This is a genomic window from Streptomyces sp. NPDC045846 (assembly GCF_056431605.1).
Genome location: NZ_JBWKKJ010000003.1, coordinates 642,077 through 659,902 on the forward strand (window position 1 = coordinate 642,077; position 17,826 = coordinate 659,902).

The window sequence follows — 17,826 nt, forward strand, 5'->3', positions numbered from 1 at the left end:
ATGGAGCCTGGCGCCGTCGACGGGCCCGGTTCTCCGACGGCCGTGTCCGCCTGGCGAGGCGGCCGGGTGGGCGTTCCACTGGGAGGGCCGGGAGTCGGGCGACAGATGACGAGGAGTACACCTGCGATGGCGGACACCCACCATGTTCTGCTGATCTCGTTCACCGATGCGGCGCGGTGCCGCGCGGCCTTCGAGGAGGCCGTGTCGCTGCCGGGGCTGCGCCAGGCGGCCATCCTGGAGCGGTCGGCCGAGGGATTGCTGGACGTCCCCGACAACCATGTGCGGGGCGCCGGTGTGCCCACGGTGGGCGGGGGCCTGGTCGGCGGTCTCGTCGGGCTCCTCGGCGGCCCGATCGGCGTCCTGCTCGGCAGCGCTGCGGGAGCCACCCTGGCCAACGCGGCGGAGAACCGTCAGCTCCTGGAGGACGGCGCCGGCCTGATCGTCCTGAGCAGTCGGGTCGAGGACGGTACGTCGATGCTGGTCGTCGATCTCCACGAGTCCTCTCCCCAGCCCGCGGACGAGCTGGCCCAGCGCCACGGCGGCAGCCTTCAACGCCTGTCGGCCAAGGACTTCGCCGCACAGGTGGAGGCGGCGGAACGGGCCGCGCAGGACACCGAAGAAGCGTGACGCACCGGAGCGACCCGGCGCGCACGAACGGCACGGACGGTGCGCAGCGCCAGCTCAACCCCCTTGTTCCGCAGGCCGGTTACCGCAGGTCGACGCGCGCATCGCTGTCCGTCACCGTCCAGAATCGACCTGTACAGGACACCTGCCCGCTGCGATGGTGAAGGCAGAGGTGAGAGACCTGTCTTTCTGGTGGCAAGGCCGGTCCCGTCCCGCTCGGCCCGAACGCACCATCACGCGCTCCCGGTGTGCAGTACGAGGCACAGGGCAGCCGTCGCGGGAGTTCCTGGCCGCCCATGCCGCCACCGGGAAGGCGCCCGGCGAGTGGGCCGACAGGTTCCCTGGTACTCCCCCCACCAGGCGAGCCCCTCACTCGCCGGGCCCGCTCTTTCATCCGCGACGAATCCATCGCCTCTGCTCCCGCCTGCCCGCGATTCCGGCCGGATGAGGTGGCGACTGGTGGTGACTGCAACTGGCTTTGGTTTCAGGCGAGTTGAGGACTCCGGTGAGCGAGACCAAGGGCGCGGGGCATCGGGTGCGCCTTCCGGGGGGTTCGGAAAATCCGAACCCCCGAAGCGGGGGGCTCCACGATGGTGGAAAGGGGGGCCGCTGCGTCAGCCTTGATCCATGACCACGTCGTCCTCTCGCAGACTGCTCCTGTCCACCGCCGCACTGGCCCTGGCCGCGTGCCTGACGGGCGCGGCGACGGCCGCCGCCGCGCCCACATCCCCGGCGGGCCCGTCGCATCCCTCGGGCCGGTCGGGCCCATGGGGCGCGTCGGGCCCCCCGCCTCCGGCAGCCATGGCGCGGGTGTCGCTGCCGACACCGACGGGTGCCTACCCCGTCGGCACGACCTCCCTCCATCTCACCGATCGTGGTCGGCCCGACCCCTGGGTGGGCTCTCAGCCGTACCGCGAGCTGATGGTCAGCGTCCGCTATCCGGCGCGGGACGTGGCCGGGCACCCGCGGGCCCCACAGATGCAGGTGGGTGAGGCCGCCGGGTTCGACGCGGTGAACAACCTGACCGGCATACCGCGGGGCCGGGTCGACTGGGCGGCCACCCGAAGCCATGCGCACACCGACGCGCCGCTCGCCCGACACCGCCCGCACGGCTTCCCCGTGGTGCTGTACTCGCCGGGTGTCGGGGATCCTCGCACTCTGGGTACGACGCTGTGCGACGAGCTCGCCTCGCGCGGCTACGTGGTGGTGATGGTCGACCACACGTATGACGCGGGGGCGGTGGAGTTTCCGGGCGGCCGCGTGGAGAAGACGGTGCTGCCGCGGGAGTTCGAGAAGGCGGACAAGGCGGGAAAGGAGGAGGTCACCGCTCTGCTGAAGAAGTCCGTGGCGGTGCGGGTGGCCGACACCCGGTTCGTGCTGAACCAGTTGGGGCGGCTGCCGGACGCGCTGCGCGGGGCGCTCGATCTGAACGCCGTCGGGATGTTCGGGCAGTCGGCGGGAGGCTTCACGGCGGCCCAGACGATGCACGACGACTCGCGGATACGGGCCGCGGCCGACTTGGACGGCGTCATGGGCTACACCCAGCGCGACAACGACCCCGCCAACCCGTCCTCCGTCGGCACCGACGGAGTCGACCGGCCGCTGCTCCTGATGGGCAAGGAGGGCGACAACCCCCACACGGTGGCGTCCTGGGACGCCGTGTGGCAACACAGCCAGGGCTGGCTCAGGGACCTCACCCTCACCGGCTCCGAGCATGCGAGCTACACCGACCTCCAGTCCGAAATACCGCAACTGGCAGGCCCGTTGGGGCTTTCACCGCACACCCTCGCCGCCAACGTGGGTACGGTCCGGCCCGGGCGCTCGGTGACCGCGCAGGAGGCATATATAACCGGCTTCTTCGACCGGTGGCTGCGCGGACGGGACCGGCCCCTGCTCGACGAGCCCTCCGCCCGCTTTCCGGACATACGGTTCGTGGACTGACCGGACATCATCCGCCGCGCCGGGCCGCCCCGCCGACGACGGTACGGTCGTGAGGAGGAAGACCCGGGCCCCTCCCGCACAGCAGTGCGCGCCAACCACCCCGGCAGGAATTCGGGTGCCGCACGGCGACGCGCTCGGTACCGTGGAGGGCATGAAGGTCATCAGCCCTATCGACAGCGCGACCGCGCGAGCGACCAGCTCGCCGGTTGCCGCCGCCTGACCTCATTCCCCACTCCCCCGGCGACCGGAAACGGCCCGCCGGTGGTGCGTCGGACTCCTCGTTCCGGAATCCTCTCGGGATTCCCGTCCCGGATTCCCCCTCTGGATTCCTCATCCCGCCCCGTGCCCGCGGACCCTTCCGGCTGCCCCACACCGAAGGATCCTCAGTCATGAACACCGAGAACATCATCCGTACCTTCGTCGAGTACTTCGAGGAGCGGGGTCATCGGCGCATCACGGGATCGACCCTGCTGCCGCCGCAGGGCGATCCGGTGCTGTTCACCACCTCGGGAATGCATCCACTCACCCCCTACCTGGAAGGGCGCCCCCATCCCCTCGGCAGGCGGCTGGTCAACGTTCAGCGCTGTCTGCGCACCACGGATCTGGACGAGGTCGGTGACGGCAGCCATCTGACGGTCTTCGAGATGCTCGGTTCCTGGTCGCTCGGCGACTACGAGGGCTCGCGGAGCCTGCGCTGGGGCCACGACCTGCTGGTCGATGGCTTCGGCGTCGACCCGGGGCTGCTGCACGCCACTGTCTTCGGCGGTGACGAGGACTGCGGGCCCGATACCGCATCACTGCGCACCTGGGAGGAGCTCGGCGTGCCGGTGGAGCTGACCGCCGAGGAGAACTGGTGGTCCAACGGCCCCACCGGGCCGTGCGGGCCGGACTCGGAGATCTTCGTCTGGACCGGAGACACCCCGCCCACGTCCACACCGACCGGCGACGAACGATGGGTGGAGGTGTGGAACCACGTGATGATGCGCCATCGTCGCGGGGAGGACGGCACCCTCGCCCCGCTGCCCCGGCCGAACGTCGACACGGGGATGGGGCTCGAACGGCTCGCCGCCGTCCTCCAGGGCAGGAGCTCGGTCTTCGAGACCGATCTGTTCGAGCCGTGGATGGGCTCCGTGCCGTCGCTCTGGCTGCTGGACGAACCCTCGCTGCGGCTGGTCTGCGACCATCTGCGGTCCAGCATCGTCGTGATCGGCGAGGGCGTGCTGCCGTCGAACACCGGGCGGGGTTACGTCCTGCGGCGTCTGGTGCGGCGCGGTCTCACCACCCTGTGGCGGGGCGACCCGTCCCGCACGCTCGGCGATCTGCCCGAGGAGCTGATCCCGCACACGCTGGACCACTTCGGGCAGCGGGGGCCCACCGGTCCGGTGCGCGACGTGCTGCTCGACGAGGAGCGGCGCTTCTCCCGGCTCCTGGAGCGGGGCCGCCGTGTCCTGTCCCAGAGCCGGTTCTCCGGTCCGCTCGATGAGGAGGACTACGGCTATCTGCACGACACCCACGGCCTGCCCCGTGACCTGGTGCGTGGCCTGAGGGGCGGCACGCCGGGGTGACACCCGGCAGCGGCGGGGCGGACCGGCAGTGCTCGGACCTTAGACTCGGCGGATGGCCAAGTACTTTGACGTGCATCCCGAGAACCCCCAGCGGCGCACCATCAGCGGTGTGGCGGACAGCATCCGGGCCGGCGCGCTCGTCGCGTACCCCACGGACTCCTGCTATGCGCTGGGGTGCCAGCTGGGCAGCCGTGACGGCATCAACCGGATCCGGTCGATCCGTGACCTGGACGACCGCCACCACTTCACCCTGGTGTGCCAGAACTTCGCCCAGCTGGGCCAGTTCGTGCAGATCGACAACGACGTGTTCCGCTCCATCAAGGCGGCCACGCCGGGCAGTTACACGTTCATCCTGCCCGCGACGAGGGAGGTACCGCGCCAGCTGCTGCATCCGAAGAAGAAGACGGTCGGGGTGCGCATTCCCGACCACGCCGTTGCCCAGGCCCTGCTCGCCGAGCTCGGCGAACCGCTCCTGTCGAGCACCCTGCTCCTGCCGGACGAGGACGAGCCGCTGACGCAGGGCTGGGAGATCAAGGAACGCCTCGATCACGTGGTGGACGCCGTGCTCGACTCGGGCGACTGCGGCACCGAGCCGACGACGGTCATCGACTTCTCCAACGGCGAGATGGAGATCGTGCGCCGGGGAGCGGGCGACACCTCGCGCTTCGAGTAGTCGCCCGCATGAGTTCGGCGAGCCGTCAGTCGCGGCGTGGTCCGATGACGCGGCTCCCGTCGGACACCGTGATGGCCTGGGCGGGACAGGCGTCGGCGACGTCCAGGATCCGCTCGTCCGGCTCGACGGCCTCCGCGAGCACCCGCGCGTGCTCGCCGTCCAGGGCGAACACGTCGGGGGCGGCTCCGGCGCACATGCCCGAGGCCAGGCACAGCTGCGGGTCCACGCGTACGGTCCAGGTCACGGCGGTCACCACGCGATCGGCATGACGCGCGGGCCGCGGACCAGCATCTCGGACTTCCAGGTCACGTCCCCGGCCAGTTTCAGTCCGGGGAAGCGGGTGATGAGCGCGCTCAGGGCTTCCTGGAGTTCGAGCCGGGCCAGCGGGGCGCCCAGGCAGTGGTGGACGCCGTGGCCGAAACCGAGGTGCTGATTGCCCTCGCGGGCGATGTCGAGCACACCGGGGGCGCTGAAGCGCAGCGCGTCGCGGTTGGCGGCGCCGGTCGCGACCAGGACGGGGGTGCCGGCCCGCACCAGGGTGCCGCCGACCTCGACGTCCTCGGTGGCGTACCGGGCCTGACCCGCCCCGCTGCCCAGCGGCACGAAGCGCAGGAGCTCCTCCACCGCGTTGGCGACGAGTTCGGGCCGGGCCCTGAGCCGCGCCAGCTGGTCGGGGTGTTCGAGGAGGGTCAGGGTGAAGTTGGGGATCTGCGAGGCGGTGGTCTCGTGTCCGGCCACCAGGACCGCCACACACAGATCGACGAGTTCGAGTTCGGACAGCCGGTCACCGCCGTCGCGGGCCTCGATGAGCGCGGTCATCAGGTCGTCCTGCGGATCCTGGCGGTGGCGCTCGATCAACTCGCGCATGTAGGCGCGCAGTTCCTCGCGGTTGGCCTCGAACTCCGCCGCGGTGAGGGAGCTCGTCGACAGGGCCGCGTCGCTCCACACGCGAAAGCGCGGGCGATCCTCGGTGGGCACACCGAGCATCCGGCAGATCACCGCCACCGGAAGGGGCAGCGCATAGGTGTCCACGAGGTCGGCGGGCGGTCCGGCCGCTTCCAGGTCGTCGAGCAGGCTCGCGGTGAGCTCACGGACCTGCGGACGGAGCTTCTCGACCTGCCGGACGGTGAACGCCCGCGCCACCAGGGAGCGCAGCCGGGTGTGGTCCGGTGGATCCATGCCCAGGATGCCGCTGTCGGTGCGCCCTTGCGACTGGCGGGGTTCGTCGTGCGCGGCGCCCTCGGCCCGGCTGAAGCGCTGGTCGCCGAGGACGAGCCGGGCGTCCGCATAGCGGGTGACGAGCCAGGCGGGCTCGCCGTACGGCAACTGGACGCGTAACAGGCCCGGCAGGTCGCGTACGCGCTCGTACTCGTCGGCGAGCTGGAGTCCGTCGGAGGTGTTGAAGGGATAGGCGAGGGGGGTGATGTCGGCTGTCGTCACTGCGGCCTCCCGGATGTAAGCAGCTGCTTACAACGGTAGGGGCACCCCCGGGGACGGTCAACGGCGCATTGTGGCCGTTATCCTGACGGGCCGTCTGAGAGGATCCGTCACCCATGGAAGAAGCCCCCGACTCGCCTGCCGGTGAGCGCCGCCGCGACGCCGGAGCCACCCGTCGGCGACTGCTCGACGCCGCCCGGGACCTGTTCGCGGAACGGGGCTACGAAGGGGCCACGGTCCGCGAGATCGCCGAACGAGCGGGCGCCAACCAGGCGCTGCTGTTCCGGTACTTCGGCTCGAAGCAGGGCCTGCTCACGGAGGTCGTCGCGCAGGGCGGCCTGGAACAGCTGCGGGCCACACCGCCCGAGGAGCTCTTCGAGACGGCGCTGCGTTCGATGCTGACCAGCAGCGCGGCGGGGACGACCGACCGCTCCCTGGAGGTCTATCTGCGCTCCATCGGGCGGGGCGACGAGGCGGCCGGGACGCTGCGGGAACTGGGCGAGCAGTACCAGGGTGCGCTGGCCGCGCTCTCCGGGGCCCAGGACGGCGCTCTGCGCGCGGATCTGGCCATGGCCTGGCTGCTCGGCATCGGACTCATGCGGACGGTCGTCGCACGCGAGCCCCTGGCCAGCGCGGACCCGGACACCGTCTGCCGCCTCGTGGTCAACACGCTCGACCACCTGTGGTCCGCGCCGGAGGGCGAAACCCCGTAGAGACCTCAACTGCCGTTCTCTCGGCGGCAGATGAGGCGACCCATGCCATGGGGAGGCCCAGCGCGCCGCCCGGGGCCTCCCTGGGTGGGCGACAGATCCGGGGCGCGATCGCAGGCGTACGGCGCCGCGTCCGGACCGGAGCCGTCGAGCGGCCCGGCCCGGACGCGGCGGAAACTACTCGGTGACCTGGACGGCGCCGGAGGGGCAGAGGTTCCCCGCCTGGCGCGCGGCAGACCGCTGGTTGCCGTCGGGGTCGGGCGTGAGCACATCGACGAGGCCGTCGTCGTCCTGGTCGAAGACGCCGGGTGCGGTCAGCGCGCACAGTCCGGCGCCGACGCAGATGTTCCGGTCGGCGGACACCCGCATGGAACCTCCTTCCTTGCCGGTCACCACGTGACCGGAAGTTCGTTGACGCCCTGGATCGTAGTACCCGGACGGAGCGTCAGCTCCGCCACGGGGACGGCCAGTCGCAGCGTCGGAATGCGCTCGAACAGCGCCGTGAGGATGACTTCGAGTTCGAGGCGGGCCAGGTTCTGGCCGAGGCACTGGTGCACCCCGTAGCCGAAGGAGAGGTGGTGCCTGGCCGATCGGCGCACATCGAAGGTGTCCGGATCGGCGAACACCGAACCGTCGCGATTGGCGATGGAGTTGGCGACGATCACGCCCTCTCCCGCACGGATCAGCTGACCGTCGATCTCGATGTCCGCCTTGGCCACGCGGCCACCCGCGATGTCGGCGATGGCCAGATAGCGCAGCAGTTCCTCCACCGCGCCGGGCAGCAGCGCGGGGTCGGCCCGCAGGGCGGCGTGCTGCTCGGGGTGTTCGAGCAGGGTGATCACGCTGAGGGAGGTCATGGAGGCCGTGGTCTCGTGACCGGCGACGAGCAGCAGCAGCGCGGTCGAGATCAGCTCCTCGCGGTCGATCTCACCCGCTGCCAACTGGCGCGTCACCAGGGTGTGCAGCAGGCCCGGCCCCGGCTCCGCCTGCATCTTCGTGATCAGCCCGTCGAGATAACGCTGGAAGTCGTCGCGGGCGGCGACCGCACCGGCCGCGTCCGACGCCTGCACGAGCCGCCTGCTCGCGTCCTGGAAGAAGTCGTGGTCGGCGTACGGAACACCGAGCAGCTCGCAGATCACCATGGAGGGGACGGGCAGCGCGAACTGGCTGACCAGGTCGGCGGGCGGCCCCGCGGCGAGCATCTCGTCGATGAATCCGTGCACGATCCGCTCGACGGCCGGGCGCATGCCCTTGATGCGCTTCACCGTGAACTCGCTGATCGTCATGCGCCGACGGGTCCCGTGCTCAGGGGGGTCCAGTCCGATGAAGGCGGGGCGGACCTCGCGGATCGCCTGGAAACGCGGCGAGGTGGCGGGGAAGTCGGCATGGGTGCGGTCGGAGGACAGCCGGGGGTCGGCGAGTAACCTGCGCGCCGCCTCGTGCTTCGTGACCACCCAGGCCCGGCGGCCGTCGTAGAGGGTCACGGCGCGGAGCGTCTCGGTCTCGTCCCGCAACTGGCGGTAGGTGTCGGGCAGTTGGTAGGGGCACGTGCGGTCCGCCGGGAAGGCGGGCGCCTCGTCGGTGTGCGGCGTTGCGATGGTCTCGGTCATGTCGGTCATCGAATCCCTCGAAACCTCAGCCGTTTAAAGAACGGACAGTTCTCTAAGCGAGAGGCTAGGCTGTCCCCATAGAGAACGCAACGGCCCCTATCGGACACACTCGGGAGGCATGGGTGCCCAGCAGCGCCGGTGCGGCCACCGAACCACCCGCTGACCACCGCAAAGGGCCCCGCCGCCGCGGCGAGGAGCTGGAAAGCGCCATTCTGCTGGCGACCCTGGATGAACTCGCCGAGGTCGGTTACGCCGCCCTGACCATGGAGCGGGTCGCGAGCCGGGCCCGCACCGGTAAGGCGGCCGTCTACCGCCGGTGGTCAAGCCGGGCCCAACTGGTCGTGGACGCCTGCAAGTTGGGCAAGATCTCCGACGTCGGGCTTCCCGACACCGGCGAACTCCGTGCGGACGTGCTGGGCCTGATGCGGCAGCTGTCCGCCAAAATGGCCAGCCCCCTCGGCGACCTCATGCGCGGGCTGCTCGGCGAGATGACGCGCGACCCCGAACTGGCCGAGCTGATCCGGCAGCGGGTCCACACCGTCGGCCCGTCCACCATCCAGGTCGTCCTGGAACGGGCGGTGGAGCGCGGCGAGGTCGAACCGTGGGTCCTGGCCTCGCGGCGGGCCTCGGTCGCCACCGACCTGTTGCGCAACCACTTCCTGATGTTCGGCGCCCCGGTGGACGACGAGGTTCTCACGGAGATCGTGGACGACGTATATCTGCCCCTGATCCTGAGCCCGGCCCCGGTCACCCACCGCACCCCGAGGCCGGGCCCGGAGCGCGGCACCGAGTAGCTCGCGGGGCGGGCCGCCGCGGAATCCGGTGCTCCCCCCTTTCGCACCGACCGGCGGGGTACGCGCCGACCGGAGGGCAGAGCGCTCGTCGCGCGGCCCGTCGCGGTCGGCCCCCGACCGGCCGCGACACCTGCCCGGGTGGCCCCGCGGCGCCCTCTGGGGACCATGCGCACTGGTGTCCCGCCTCCCGTTGGCCTAGCCGGAATCGCGCCCGGGAGCGACCCCGCTTAGCGTCGGGTCCGATGGACCGCGGCCGTCCCCATCGGCACACACCCGTCGGCCGCGGTGGAACAGGAAACGCGACCATGCGCCGACTCCGCATACCCAGCGCAGCCCTCCTGGGCGGCGCCGCGCTCGTCCTGACGGCCCCCGTCGCCGTCGCCGCCGGCAGCGCGGGACCCAACGCCACGGTGAGCCCCGCCACGGCGACCCCCGGCCAGACCATCACCCTGACCCTGCGCGACTGCGACGACCCCAGCCAGGGAGGACGGGCCGAAGGGGAGTTGGTCGGCAACGGGACCACGGGCAGAACCCCCATCGAGGCCACCGACCTCAAGCCGGGTGCCGACGGAGCCCTCGTCGGCACGGCCGCCGTCTCTCCCGGCCTCAAATCCGGCAGCGTGGCGACGATCAGCTTCGCCTGCGGCTCCAACCCCAACGCCGTGGTCACCGCCCCGCTCACCATCACCGCGAGCCCCACCTCGCGCCCCGCCACGCCGTCGGCGCGTACGACTGCGGCACCACCCCGGACACCCACGTCGGGTGTCGACGCGGGCCTGGGCGGCAGCACCACGCACGGCGACACCGTGGAAATCGCCCTCGGCGCGCTCTCCGTCACCGCGGGAGTCGGCATCGCCCTGGCACTCCGCCGCCGCAACGCCAAGTCCCGCCGCTGAACGGCATCTTGTCGCTTCGCCGACAAGGGAGCAGCACGCTTCACAACCGGCGCACGTCCGGTGCGGTCGTCGGTGGGCAGGGCTCACCGAACGGGGGACCCGGGCTCGGTACTTCCTCCGGTCCGGCGGATCAATCCTTACGCCCGTGCTCCGACGGGTCGTGTCCGTGCCCGCCGTGCGAGCCCGAACCGCTCCCCTCCCCCGTGCCCCCGTCGGGAGATCCGCCCATCATGCGGAGCATCGCTCCCCCGCCGGTCTGGAAGAAGCGCACGATCAGGGCGGCCGCGACCAGCAGGAACACGATGTTCAGCCACGTCGTGTAGTTCCAGGAGACGCCCTCCATCGGGATGGTCGCCGATTTCCGGTCGGGCACGAGTCCAAGGCCCCCGAAGACGAACTCCACGACATACCCGGCGATCACCATCGCCAGGTAGAACGCGCCGAGCAGGAAGGCGGCCATGCGGGCGCCGTAGTACTTCCGGTAGATGGCGAGGATCGGCAGGATCAACAGGTCCGCGAAGATGAACGCGACCACTCCGCCGAAGCTGATGCCGCCCTTCCAGAGGACCACCGCCAGCGGCACGTTGCCGATGGAGCAGACGAACGAGGCGATGGCGACGAGCGGTCCGATCAGCGGGCCCCAGAGCCTGGACGCCAGCGGGTGCCCGTCGAAGAAGAACGTACGCCAGAAGGAGTCCGGTACCCAGGCGGCGATCGCGCCCGCGACGACCAGGCCGATGACGAGATCCCGCAGGATGGCCGCCCACTCCATGACGAAGACGTGGGCGGTGGAGGTGAACCCCTCGGCGGAGAACAGCCGCCCGGCGAACGAGCCCTCCTTCCGTACGGACATGTCCATCGCGGCATGGCCCTCCATTGACCCGGCCACACCGCGCTCGGCCTGCTCGCGCGCCTGGGTGAGCAGTCCCTCGCGCAGCAGAAGCCGGAAGAGCACCGCGAGCAGCACGATCATGACCGGTCCGCCGACGAACTCGGCCGCCGTGAACTGCCAGCCCATCAACAGGGCCAGGATCACACCCAGTTCGACGACGAGGTTGGTCGAGGCGATCTCGAATGCCATCGCCGCGGTGAAGTTCGCCCCCTTGCGGAAGAGCGAGCGCGCGAGCGCGACCGCGGCGTACGAGCAGGACGACGAGGCAGCACCCAGCCCGGCCGCCAGGGCCAGGGTGCGCGGCCGGTCGTCGCCGAGCAGGGCGACGACGGTGGATCTGCGCACCACCGCCTGCACGACAGCGGACAGGGCGAAGCCGAGGACCAGGGCCCAGGTGATCTCCCAGGTCATGGAACCGGTGATACGCAGGGCATGCAGTACGGCGTCCATGCGCGGGCCTTCCCCTGGGTACTTGCCGACTGTCGACTGGCGGCGACCGACAGCCGCCAGCCGACATCGGCCAGCGGCCATCGGTCACCTGTTACTTGTTACCTACTACTCGTTACCTGCTACTTGTTACCTGCTACTTGTCATCTGTCGGCTGTCGGCCGTCATGCGGCGCCTGCGGTCTGTCGCTTGGCACCTGCCGTCGGTCACTTGAGCCGGTCCAGGATCTTGTTCATCTGCTCGATCTCGGCGTTCTGCGCCGCGATGACGTTGCCCGCGAGCCTCTTCGCTTCGGGGCTGCTGCCGTTCTTCTGCTCGTCCTTCGCCATGGTGACGGCGCCCTGGTGGTGGCCGATCATCAGCCGGGTGAACTTCCGGTCGAAGTCCTTGCCCTTGGCCGACTTGAGGTCACTCATGTCCTGATCGGACATCATCCCGGCCATGCCGGAGGAGCCGTGGTGCATCCCGGGCATGTCGCCCATCGAGGAGGAGGCCGAGGGGAGCGGCTTGCCCCACGACGTCAGCCAGGCCTTCATCGTGTTGATCTCGGGGTCCTGAGCCTTCTCGATGGCGGTGGCCAGGGTCTTGACCTCGGGATCCGCGGCACGGCCGTCGGCGAGCCCGGCCATCTCCAGGGCTTGCTGGTGGTGCGGGATCATCTGCTGCGCGAACGTCACGTCGGCGTCGTTGAAGGCGCCGCCTCGGGACGGGGCACCGCTCGGCCCGTGGTTCGTTCCGGGAGTGACCGGGTCGGCGGACCGGGATCCGCCGGAGGGACCGCAGGCCGCCAGAGCCAGGGTGAGGGCGAGGACAGTGCCGGCGGCCGCGAGCGCGCGGCGGCGGGCAGCGGAGGTGAGCGAAACGGACATCGAAGAATTCTTTCCAGGTGGACGCGCCCCTGTCGGGGCACGCGAACGGGCAGGTCGCTCGGCCGGGTTGGGCCCGGAAGGGCCGGACCCGGCAGCGCCTGTCACGTCCGCGCGACGCACACCTGAAGGAGCAGGGTTCTGCCCGTGCGCGGCGGTCCACGCCGTGCCGCCCGGAGCAGGGCCGCGCGACGCCCGCCGAGACCCCACACGACGAGGACGACCAGACCGAGCACGGCGAGCAGCCCGGTCGCGCCCAACGGCGACCGTTCCCGAGCGGGGGTGGACACGCAGAGTTCGCCGCTCATTCCCGCGGCGACGGGCGCGGCGCGCAGGCCGCCGCGCGCTTCTTGCGCCATGGCACGGCCGGCGCTCGTGGGCGCGGCCGCGGGCATCGCCCCGGGCGCGCTCATGGCGGCTGTCATGGACATCTCGCCGTGGCAGCCCGCGGCGGCGCCGGCCGGAGCACCGTGCATGGAGAACAGCCCGAACAGGACGGCGCACAGCACAAGCAGCCGGGACGGTTCCGGCCTGCGCGTGCGCCCGCGGTCCACGGCTGCTCGGCCACCTCTCGCTCGTTACGACTCCTGCGTCCGGGCCCGACGATACCCCCACCGGGTGTCCGCCGGAGCGCCCCCACCCCGGGCGGGGCCGTACGCGGTCACCGGCCCCACCACGAGAGCGCTCCCCGAAGTGACCAGGTCAGTGGTGGAATTTGGGCTGGTCCGCCACAAGGGTGAGCTATGTTTTGAGCACACGTGGCACGAGAAGGAGGCCCGCCGGTGTCATCGGGGCAGCAGGTACGCGCCCAGTCGGCCGCGATCACGCCGAGCGGGGAGCCCTCGGACCGCGAGCGCGCCCCGGGCGACCGGGTGCGCGCGCTGTTCGACGGTCACCGCCTCTCCCCCGGGCAGCGGCGCATCGCCCAGTACCTCATCGATCACCTCACCGACGCCGCCTTCCTCTCGATCACCGAGCTCGCGGAACGGGTGGGCGTGAGCCAGCCGTCGGTGACCCGCTTCGCCGCCTCGCTCGGCTACAGCGGCTATCCCGCGCTGCGGGAGGTGCTCCAGCCGATCGCCCTGAGCGCGGTCGCGGGCACCCCCGAAGGGCGCGAGGAGAGCCGCCACAACGAGCTTCAGGCGGCGGTGGACGCCGAGATCGAGAACCTGGAGCACGTACGCCGCCTGGTCGCCAACACCACCCAGGTCCTCGAAATCGGCCGGGAGCTGGCGCTCTCGGTGCCGCTGACGGTTCTCGGGCTGCGGATCTCGGTGTCCCTCGCGGAGTACTTCGCGTACGCGGCCCGGCGCATCCATCCCGATGTGCGGCTCGTGACGCGCGGCGGCAGCGTCGCCTACGACGCCCTGCTGCAGTCCCGCTCGGCGGGCGGGACCTGGGTACTGGCCTTCGCCATGCCCCGGCACGCCAAGGAGACCCTGGCCGCGCTGCGGGCGGCCCGCAGCGCGGGGCTGCGCATCGCGCTGGTCACGGACACCACGCTCGGCCCGCTCGTGGACGAGGCCGACGTGGCGCTGACCGCGGGCACCGGCTCGCGGCTGGTCTTCGACTCGTACGCGGCGCCCGGAGTGCTGGCCGCGGCGCTCCTCCAGGCGATGGCCGACGCCGACCCCGAGCGCACGCAGGCGCGGCTCGAGGAGTACGAGCAGGCCGCCGACAAGCACGGCTTCTTCCTCTAGGCACCGCCGGACGGGATTTTCCGTTTCTTCCCTCAGGGCCTGATTCGCCCCGGGCGCTGCGCAAGATCTTCACACGTGAAGCGCGCATGAATTTTTTCATACCCTTGTTTACTCAACGGTATATATGTTTACTGAGCCGTGGCGGCCACCGATCTGCCCATGCCAACAAGAGCGACCCCCAGTCCCTCTGAGAACGAACACCCGGCGTGATGCTCCCCCTCCTCTCATCACGTTGGTGTCCGATCCAGGCTGTCGGATCCGGTGGAACGCCCGTGGCGGCTCCGGCCAACCCCTGGGCCGGGGCCGCCCCCACCTCTCGATCAGAGTTCGACAACCATCGGAAGCGACGAGAATGCCCTCTACGGCCCCCACCACCACGCTCAGCCCGGACTGGCCCTGCCAGGTCAAATCCCCGGGAAGCCGTGACTGGGAGCGCACCGCCACCCGTTGGCTGCGCGACCTGCTGCCGGCCCGCTACGCCGGCTACTCACCCCTCATCCGCCACCACGTCCTGCTCGCGCGGCACGCCCAGATCCAGGTGCAGCACGAGATCCGCGCGGTGCGCGTCGCCCTCCAGACCAGCCGCGCCGAACTGCCCACCCTGGGCGTGGCCCCGGCCGTCATCGAGAACACCATCAGGATGTACGCGATGGAACTCGAACAGCTGGGCCGCCTCGCCCGCGGAGTCCGGCTCGTCATGGAGGCGCTCATGGACGACGGCCTCCCACCGCGCAGGACCCACGTCCCGCGAAGGTGACCCCGGCGCCTACACGGCGGGCAGGTCGAGACGGGAGAGATGGCCGGGCGTCAGCGCGCGCAGGAAGTCCGCGGCGTCGAAGGCCTCCCCGACGGCGACCACGCCCGTCGCACGGACCCGGCCGTCGAGGACGCGGGCGAGGGCCTCGACGACGAGCGGCGCCGTGACCGCGTAGATGTCCCGCCCGCCCGCGACCGCGCGCCGCGTCTCGTCACCCTTGCGTACGGCCGCCTCGACGAGGAAGGTCTGCGCCGAACGCCCGCTGCTGTCGGCGGGAACGGGCTCGGGTGTGGTCGCGTCCCGCACGTCACGCAGCGGGGCGAGGTTCATGACCGCCCGCACCTCGGGGGTCCGTACGTGGCGCGGGATGGTCACCTGGTCCGCCGTGGCGAACGGGGCCGCGTCCTGCGTCCCGAACGGCTCAGGAAACTCCCATGAGAACTCCTGCGGGGTGTAGTCGAACGGCCCCAACGTGCCCTTGGTGAAAGCGAGTTGCTGCCCGGCGTTGCTCTTGCCGGTGAGCCTGCTGCCGAGGGTCGGCAGCCAGCTGTCGAGGGCGTACGCGAGGACCACCTCGTCCACCTCCGTCCAGTCCCCCAGGGCCGCGGTGGCCAGCAGGTCACCGAGAGCCCCGTAGAAGGCGACCGACGGCGCGAGGACGATGCCCGCCTCACGGGCCCGCTGGTCGTACGTGTCGAACAGCGCGGCCGTGACGGCCTGTTCGGCGGCGACGTCCAGATACGGCAGCCGCGCGCGCAGGGCCGCCTGGGCGACGGGGAGCGCGGTCGCGAGGAAGGGCCCCGCACAGTTGACGACCCCCGAGGTGCCGTCGAGGGCCCGGTCGAGGGAGGCCGCGTCCTCGGTCGAGGCGACGCGCAGCGGAGCGTCGGGGGCGAGCGCGCCGAGGCCTTCGAGCTTGGCCCGGTCGCGGCCGACGAGCACCACGCTCGCGCCCCGGCTCACCAGCTCCCTCACGACGAAGCGTCCCGTGTGGCCGGCGGCGCCCATGACGGCGACGGGCCGCCGGTCGGGCCAGGTGCCGGTGCGCGGGGCGGGCAGGGCGGACGGTGCGGAACTCATCGTGGACTCCCGGATGCTGCTGGTGAGTGGGTGTGCACGCCATGATGCGGGGCCCGCTCACCCGGTCACCAGCGGCCGGAATGACGAGGGGCGTACAGTTTCGGACATGACCGTTGGGGACCTGATCACGCCGGCGACGTCGGGCGGCCGGACGGTGGCGCTCGCCGTCGCCGAGGGCAGCATGCTCTTCGAGGCCGCGGCGGCCTGCGAGGTGTTCGGAACCGACCACAGCGAACTCGTCGATCCCTGGTACTCGTTCCGCGTGTGCGGCTCCCGGCGGGCCCGGGTCGGCGGCTGGCTGCGGGCCGACACCACCCACGGCCTCGACGGCCTCGCCGCCGCGCACACCGTCATCGTCCCGGCCCAGGACGACATCGAGGGGGACCCGCCGGGCGAACTCGTCGACGCCGTGCGGGCCGCGCACGCCGCCGGCGCCCGCATCGTCTCCCTGTGCACCGGGGCGTTCGTCCTGGCCGCGGCTGGGCTGCTCGACGGCCGCCGCGCGACCACGCACTGGGCCCATGCGGACCTGCTCGCGGCGCGCTATCCGAAGGTGGCGGTGGACGCCGGGGTCCTGTTCACCGACGAGGACGGTGTGCTCACCTCCGCGGGCAAGGCCGCCGGGATGGACCTGTGTCTGCACATCGTCCGCAGCGATCACGGCGCGACGGTGGCCAACGCGCTCGCCCGCCACCTCGTGGTGCCGCCGCACCGCGACGGCGGCCAGGCCCAGTTCATTCCGGCGCCGGTGACCCACGGCCGCGACCATCCGCTCGCCGAACTGCTGCCCTGGGCGCTCGACCGCCTCGACCAGCCCCTCACGGTGGAGGACCTGGCCCGGCAGGCCGCCATGAGCAGCCGCAATCTGGCCCGGCACTTCCATGCTGTCACCGGGACCTCGCCGCTGCGCTGGCTGTTGAGCCAGCGCGTGCGCCTGGCCCAGGAACTGCTGGAGTCGGGCGACGACAGCGTGGAGCGCATCGCGGCGCGCACCGGCATGGGCACGTCCGCCACCCTGCGCCGACACTTCGCCCGCGTCACGGGCCTGCCGCCCGAGGCCTACCGACGCACGTTCGGCATGCGTTGACGTCCCTCGGGCCGAGCGCCCATTCGGCCCGAGGGACGCCAGGTTCAGAGGACGAACACGCTCCGGCTGCCGTGCGGGTGGTAGGTCTCACCGGGGTAGATCAACCAGTCGACCCGCCCCGTGCAACCGGGCCCGGACCGGACCTCGGCGATCGCGTCCGTCTGGTTGGTGACCACGGACGGCGCGAAGTCCCCCAGGGGGAAGCAGCCGCTCGGATTCTGGTGGGCCGCCCCGTCAATGATCAGCAGCCCTTGAGCCGCGTACGCGTTATTCGGCGCCCCCCACACCAGCGCCGCGGCCGCCACGCACCCGCCGAGCACCCTCACCATGCGCCGCACCATGCCCGTACCCCTTCCGTCGCCGCAGACACGTCTCACGCGATCCGCCGTCGCGACTCACCGTATGCGCTCAACTACGTGCCGTCACAGGCGTACGGAGGTGCGGCCGCCCGCCCCCAACGCGCCCCACGCCGGGCCTCCGCGCGGCGCCCAACCCGACATGCGATCTCCACAGGCGCGTGCGAGCGTGGAAGTGCTCAACCTCCGACCTGCCCACCAGGGGGCGACCACCATGAGCAAGAAGCAGACCCGCCAGAACCGGGGAGCACGCACGGGCGGCCATGACCGCAGCACCACGTCCGAGGTCAAGGAGCAGACGACCCCCGCCACGTCGCAGACCGCGCACCCGACCCCCGAGGTCTCCCACAAGCAGCCGCGGAAGTTCGGGCACAACTAGGTTCCACATCCG

20 protein-coding genes are annotated in these 17,826 nt (G+C 71.3%); 11 read left to right on the forward strand and 9 right to left on the reverse strand.

The window, feature by feature from the left end:
- Window positions 1-126: 126 nt before the first annotated feature.
- The 4 genes from AC07F3_RS11955 (at window position 127) to AC07F3_RS11970 (ending at window position 4,803) form a co-directional block, all read left to right on the forward strand.
- Window positions 127-627, forward strand: coding sequence for a histidine kinase (locus tag AC07F3_RS11955; RefSeq protein ID WP_479112957.1), 501 nt, complete (start codon window positions 127-129; stop codon window positions 625-627).
- 624 nt (window positions 628-1,251) lie between these two features.
- Window positions 1,252-2,565: an alpha/beta hydrolase family protein gene (locus tag AC07F3_RS11960; RefSeq protein WP_479112959.1), complete on the forward strand. Its 1,314-nt coding sequence runs from the start codon at window positions 1,252-1,254 to the stop codon at window positions 2,563-2,565.
- A 389-nt stretch (window positions 2,566-2,954) separates the two neighbouring features.
- On the forward strand, window positions 2,955-4,130 hold the full coding sequence (locus AC07F3_RS11965; protein ID WP_479112961.1) for an alanine--tRNA ligase-related protein: 1,176 nt from the start codon (window positions 2,955-2,957) through the stop codon (window positions 4,128-4,130).
- 52 nt (window positions 4,131-4,182) lie between these two features.
- Window positions 4,183-4,803, forward strand: a complete 621-nt coding sequence (locus tag AC07F3_RS11970) for an L-threonylcarbamoyladenylate synthase (RefSeq protein WP_479112962.1) — start codon at window positions 4,183-4,185, stop codon at window positions 4,801-4,803.
- Between the two features lie 25 nt (window positions 4,804-4,828).
- Here AC07F3_RS11970 and AC07F3_RS11975 read toward each other — a convergent pair whose 3' ends face one another.
- Together AC07F3_RS11975 and AC07F3_RS11980 are read right to left on the reverse strand one after the other, a co-directional pair.
- On the reverse strand, window positions 4,829-5,047 hold the full coding sequence (locus AC07F3_RS11975; RefSeq protein WP_479112963.1) for a ferredoxin: 219 nt from the start codon (window positions 5,045-5,047) through the stop codon (window positions 4,829-4,831).
- A gap of 5 nt (window positions 5,048-5,052) precedes the next feature.
- Entirely contained in the window at window positions 5,053-6,243 is a 1,191-nt protein-coding gene (locus tag AC07F3_RS11980; RefSeq protein ID WP_479112965.1) for a cytochrome P450, read from the reverse strand.
- A gap of 113 nt (window positions 6,244-6,356) precedes the next feature.
- Between AC07F3_RS11980 and AC07F3_RS11985 the strand changes: the two genes are divergently transcribed.
- Window positions 6,357-6,953: a TetR/AcrR family transcriptional regulator gene (locus AC07F3_RS11985; protein WP_479112966.1), complete on the forward strand. Its 597-nt coding sequence runs from the start codon at window positions 6,357-6,359 to the stop codon at window positions 6,951-6,953.
- A 174-nt stretch (window positions 6,954-7,127) separates the two neighbouring features.
- On the opposite strand, the gene AC07F3_RS11990 is transcribed toward AC07F3_RS11985, so the two are convergent.
- On the reverse strand, window positions 7,128-7,319 hold the full coding sequence (locus AC07F3_RS11990) for a ferredoxin (RefSeq protein ID WP_479112968.1): 192 nt from the start codon (window positions 7,317-7,319) through the stop codon (window positions 7,128-7,130).
- A 20-nt stretch (window positions 7,320-7,339) separates the two neighbouring features.
- Window positions 7,340-8,560: a cytochrome P450 gene (locus AC07F3_RS11995; RefSeq protein WP_479112970.1), complete on the reverse strand. Its 1,221-nt coding sequence runs from the start codon at window positions 8,558-8,560 to the stop codon at window positions 7,340-7,342.
- A 122-nt stretch (window positions 8,561-8,682) separates the two neighbouring features.
- Here AC07F3_RS11995 and AC07F3_RS12000 point away from each other — a divergent pair, with 122 nt between their 5' ends.
- Together AC07F3_RS12000 and AC07F3_RS12005 are read left to right on the forward strand one after the other, a co-directional pair.
- Window positions 8,683-9,354, forward strand: coding sequence for a TetR/AcrR family transcriptional regulator (locus tag AC07F3_RS12000; RefSeq protein ID WP_479112972.1), 672 nt, complete (start codon window positions 8,683-8,685; stop codon window positions 9,352-9,354).
- Between the two features lie 305 nt (window positions 9,355-9,659).
- Window positions 9,660-10,250, forward strand: coding sequence for a hypothetical protein (locus tag AC07F3_RS12005; protein ID WP_479112974.1), 591 nt, complete (start codon window positions 9,660-9,662; stop codon window positions 10,248-10,250).
- Between the two features lie 130 nt (window positions 10,251-10,380).
- Here the strand turns inward: AC07F3_RS12005 and AC07F3_RS12010 are convergent, their stop codons facing one another.
- From AC07F3_RS12010 to AC07F3_RS12020, 3 genes are all read right to left on the reverse strand, one after another.
- Entirely contained in the window at window positions 10,381-11,592 is a 1,212-nt protein-coding gene (locus AC07F3_RS12010) for a permease (protein WP_479112976.1), read from the reverse strand.
- 203 nt (window positions 11,593-11,795) lie between these two features.
- Entirely contained in the window at window positions 11,796-12,458 is a 663-nt protein-coding gene (locus tag AC07F3_RS12015) for a DUF305 domain-containing protein (protein WP_479112978.1), read from the reverse strand.
- Window positions 12,459-12,559: 101 nt separating this feature from the next.
- On the reverse strand, window positions 12,560-13,009 hold the full coding sequence (locus tag AC07F3_RS12020) for a hypothetical protein (RefSeq protein WP_479112979.1): 450 nt from the start codon (window positions 13,007-13,009) through the stop codon (window positions 12,560-12,562).
- 228 nt (window positions 13,010-13,237) lie between these two features.
- On the opposite strand from AC07F3_RS12020, the gene AC07F3_RS12025 reads away from it, so the two are divergent.
- Window positions 13,238-14,155 carry a MurR/RpiR family transcriptional regulator gene (locus tag AC07F3_RS12025; RefSeq protein ID WP_479112981.1) on the forward strand — a complete coding sequence of 306 codons (918 nt, stop codon included), beginning with the start codon at window positions 13,238-13,240 and terminating at the stop codon, window positions 14,153-14,155.
- A gap of 352 nt (window positions 14,156-14,507) precedes the next feature.
- Window positions 14,508-14,912 carry a hypothetical protein gene (locus AC07F3_RS12030; protein WP_479112983.1) on the forward strand — a complete coding sequence of 135 codons (405 nt, stop codon included), beginning with the start codon at window positions 14,508-14,510 and terminating at the stop codon, window positions 14,910-14,912.
- A gap of 9 nt (window positions 14,913-14,921) precedes the next feature.
- Here AC07F3_RS12030 and AC07F3_RS12035 read toward each other — a convergent pair whose 3' ends face one another.
- Complete coding sequence (locus tag AC07F3_RS12035) at window positions 14,922-15,992, reverse strand: saccharopine dehydrogenase family protein (RefSeq protein WP_479112985.1); 1,071 nt, start codon at window positions 15,990-15,992, stop codon at window positions 14,922-14,924.
- Between the two features lie 106 nt (window positions 15,993-16,098).
- Here AC07F3_RS12035 and AC07F3_RS12040 point away from each other — a divergent pair, with 106 nt between their 5' ends.
- On the forward strand, window positions 16,099-17,079 hold the full coding sequence (locus AC07F3_RS12040) for a GlxA family transcriptional regulator (protein WP_479112987.1): 981 nt from the start codon (window positions 16,099-16,101) through the stop codon (window positions 17,077-17,079).
- 44 nt (window positions 17,080-17,123) lie between these two features.
- Here the strand turns inward: AC07F3_RS12040 and AC07F3_RS12045 are convergent, their stop codons facing one another.
- A complete protein-coding gene (locus AC07F3_RS12045; protein ID WP_479112989.1) occupies window positions 17,124-17,420 on the reverse strand; it encodes a hypothetical protein in 297 nt (98 codons plus the stop codon).
- A 229-nt stretch (window positions 17,421-17,649) separates the two neighbouring features.
- Between AC07F3_RS12045 and AC07F3_RS12050 the strand changes: the two genes are divergently transcribed.
- Window positions 17,650-17,814: a hypothetical protein gene (locus tag AC07F3_RS12050; protein ID WP_479112991.1), complete on the forward strand. Its 165-nt coding sequence runs from the start codon at window positions 17,650-17,652 to the stop codon at window positions 17,812-17,814.
- Window positions 17,815-17,826: the final 12 nt, after the last annotated feature.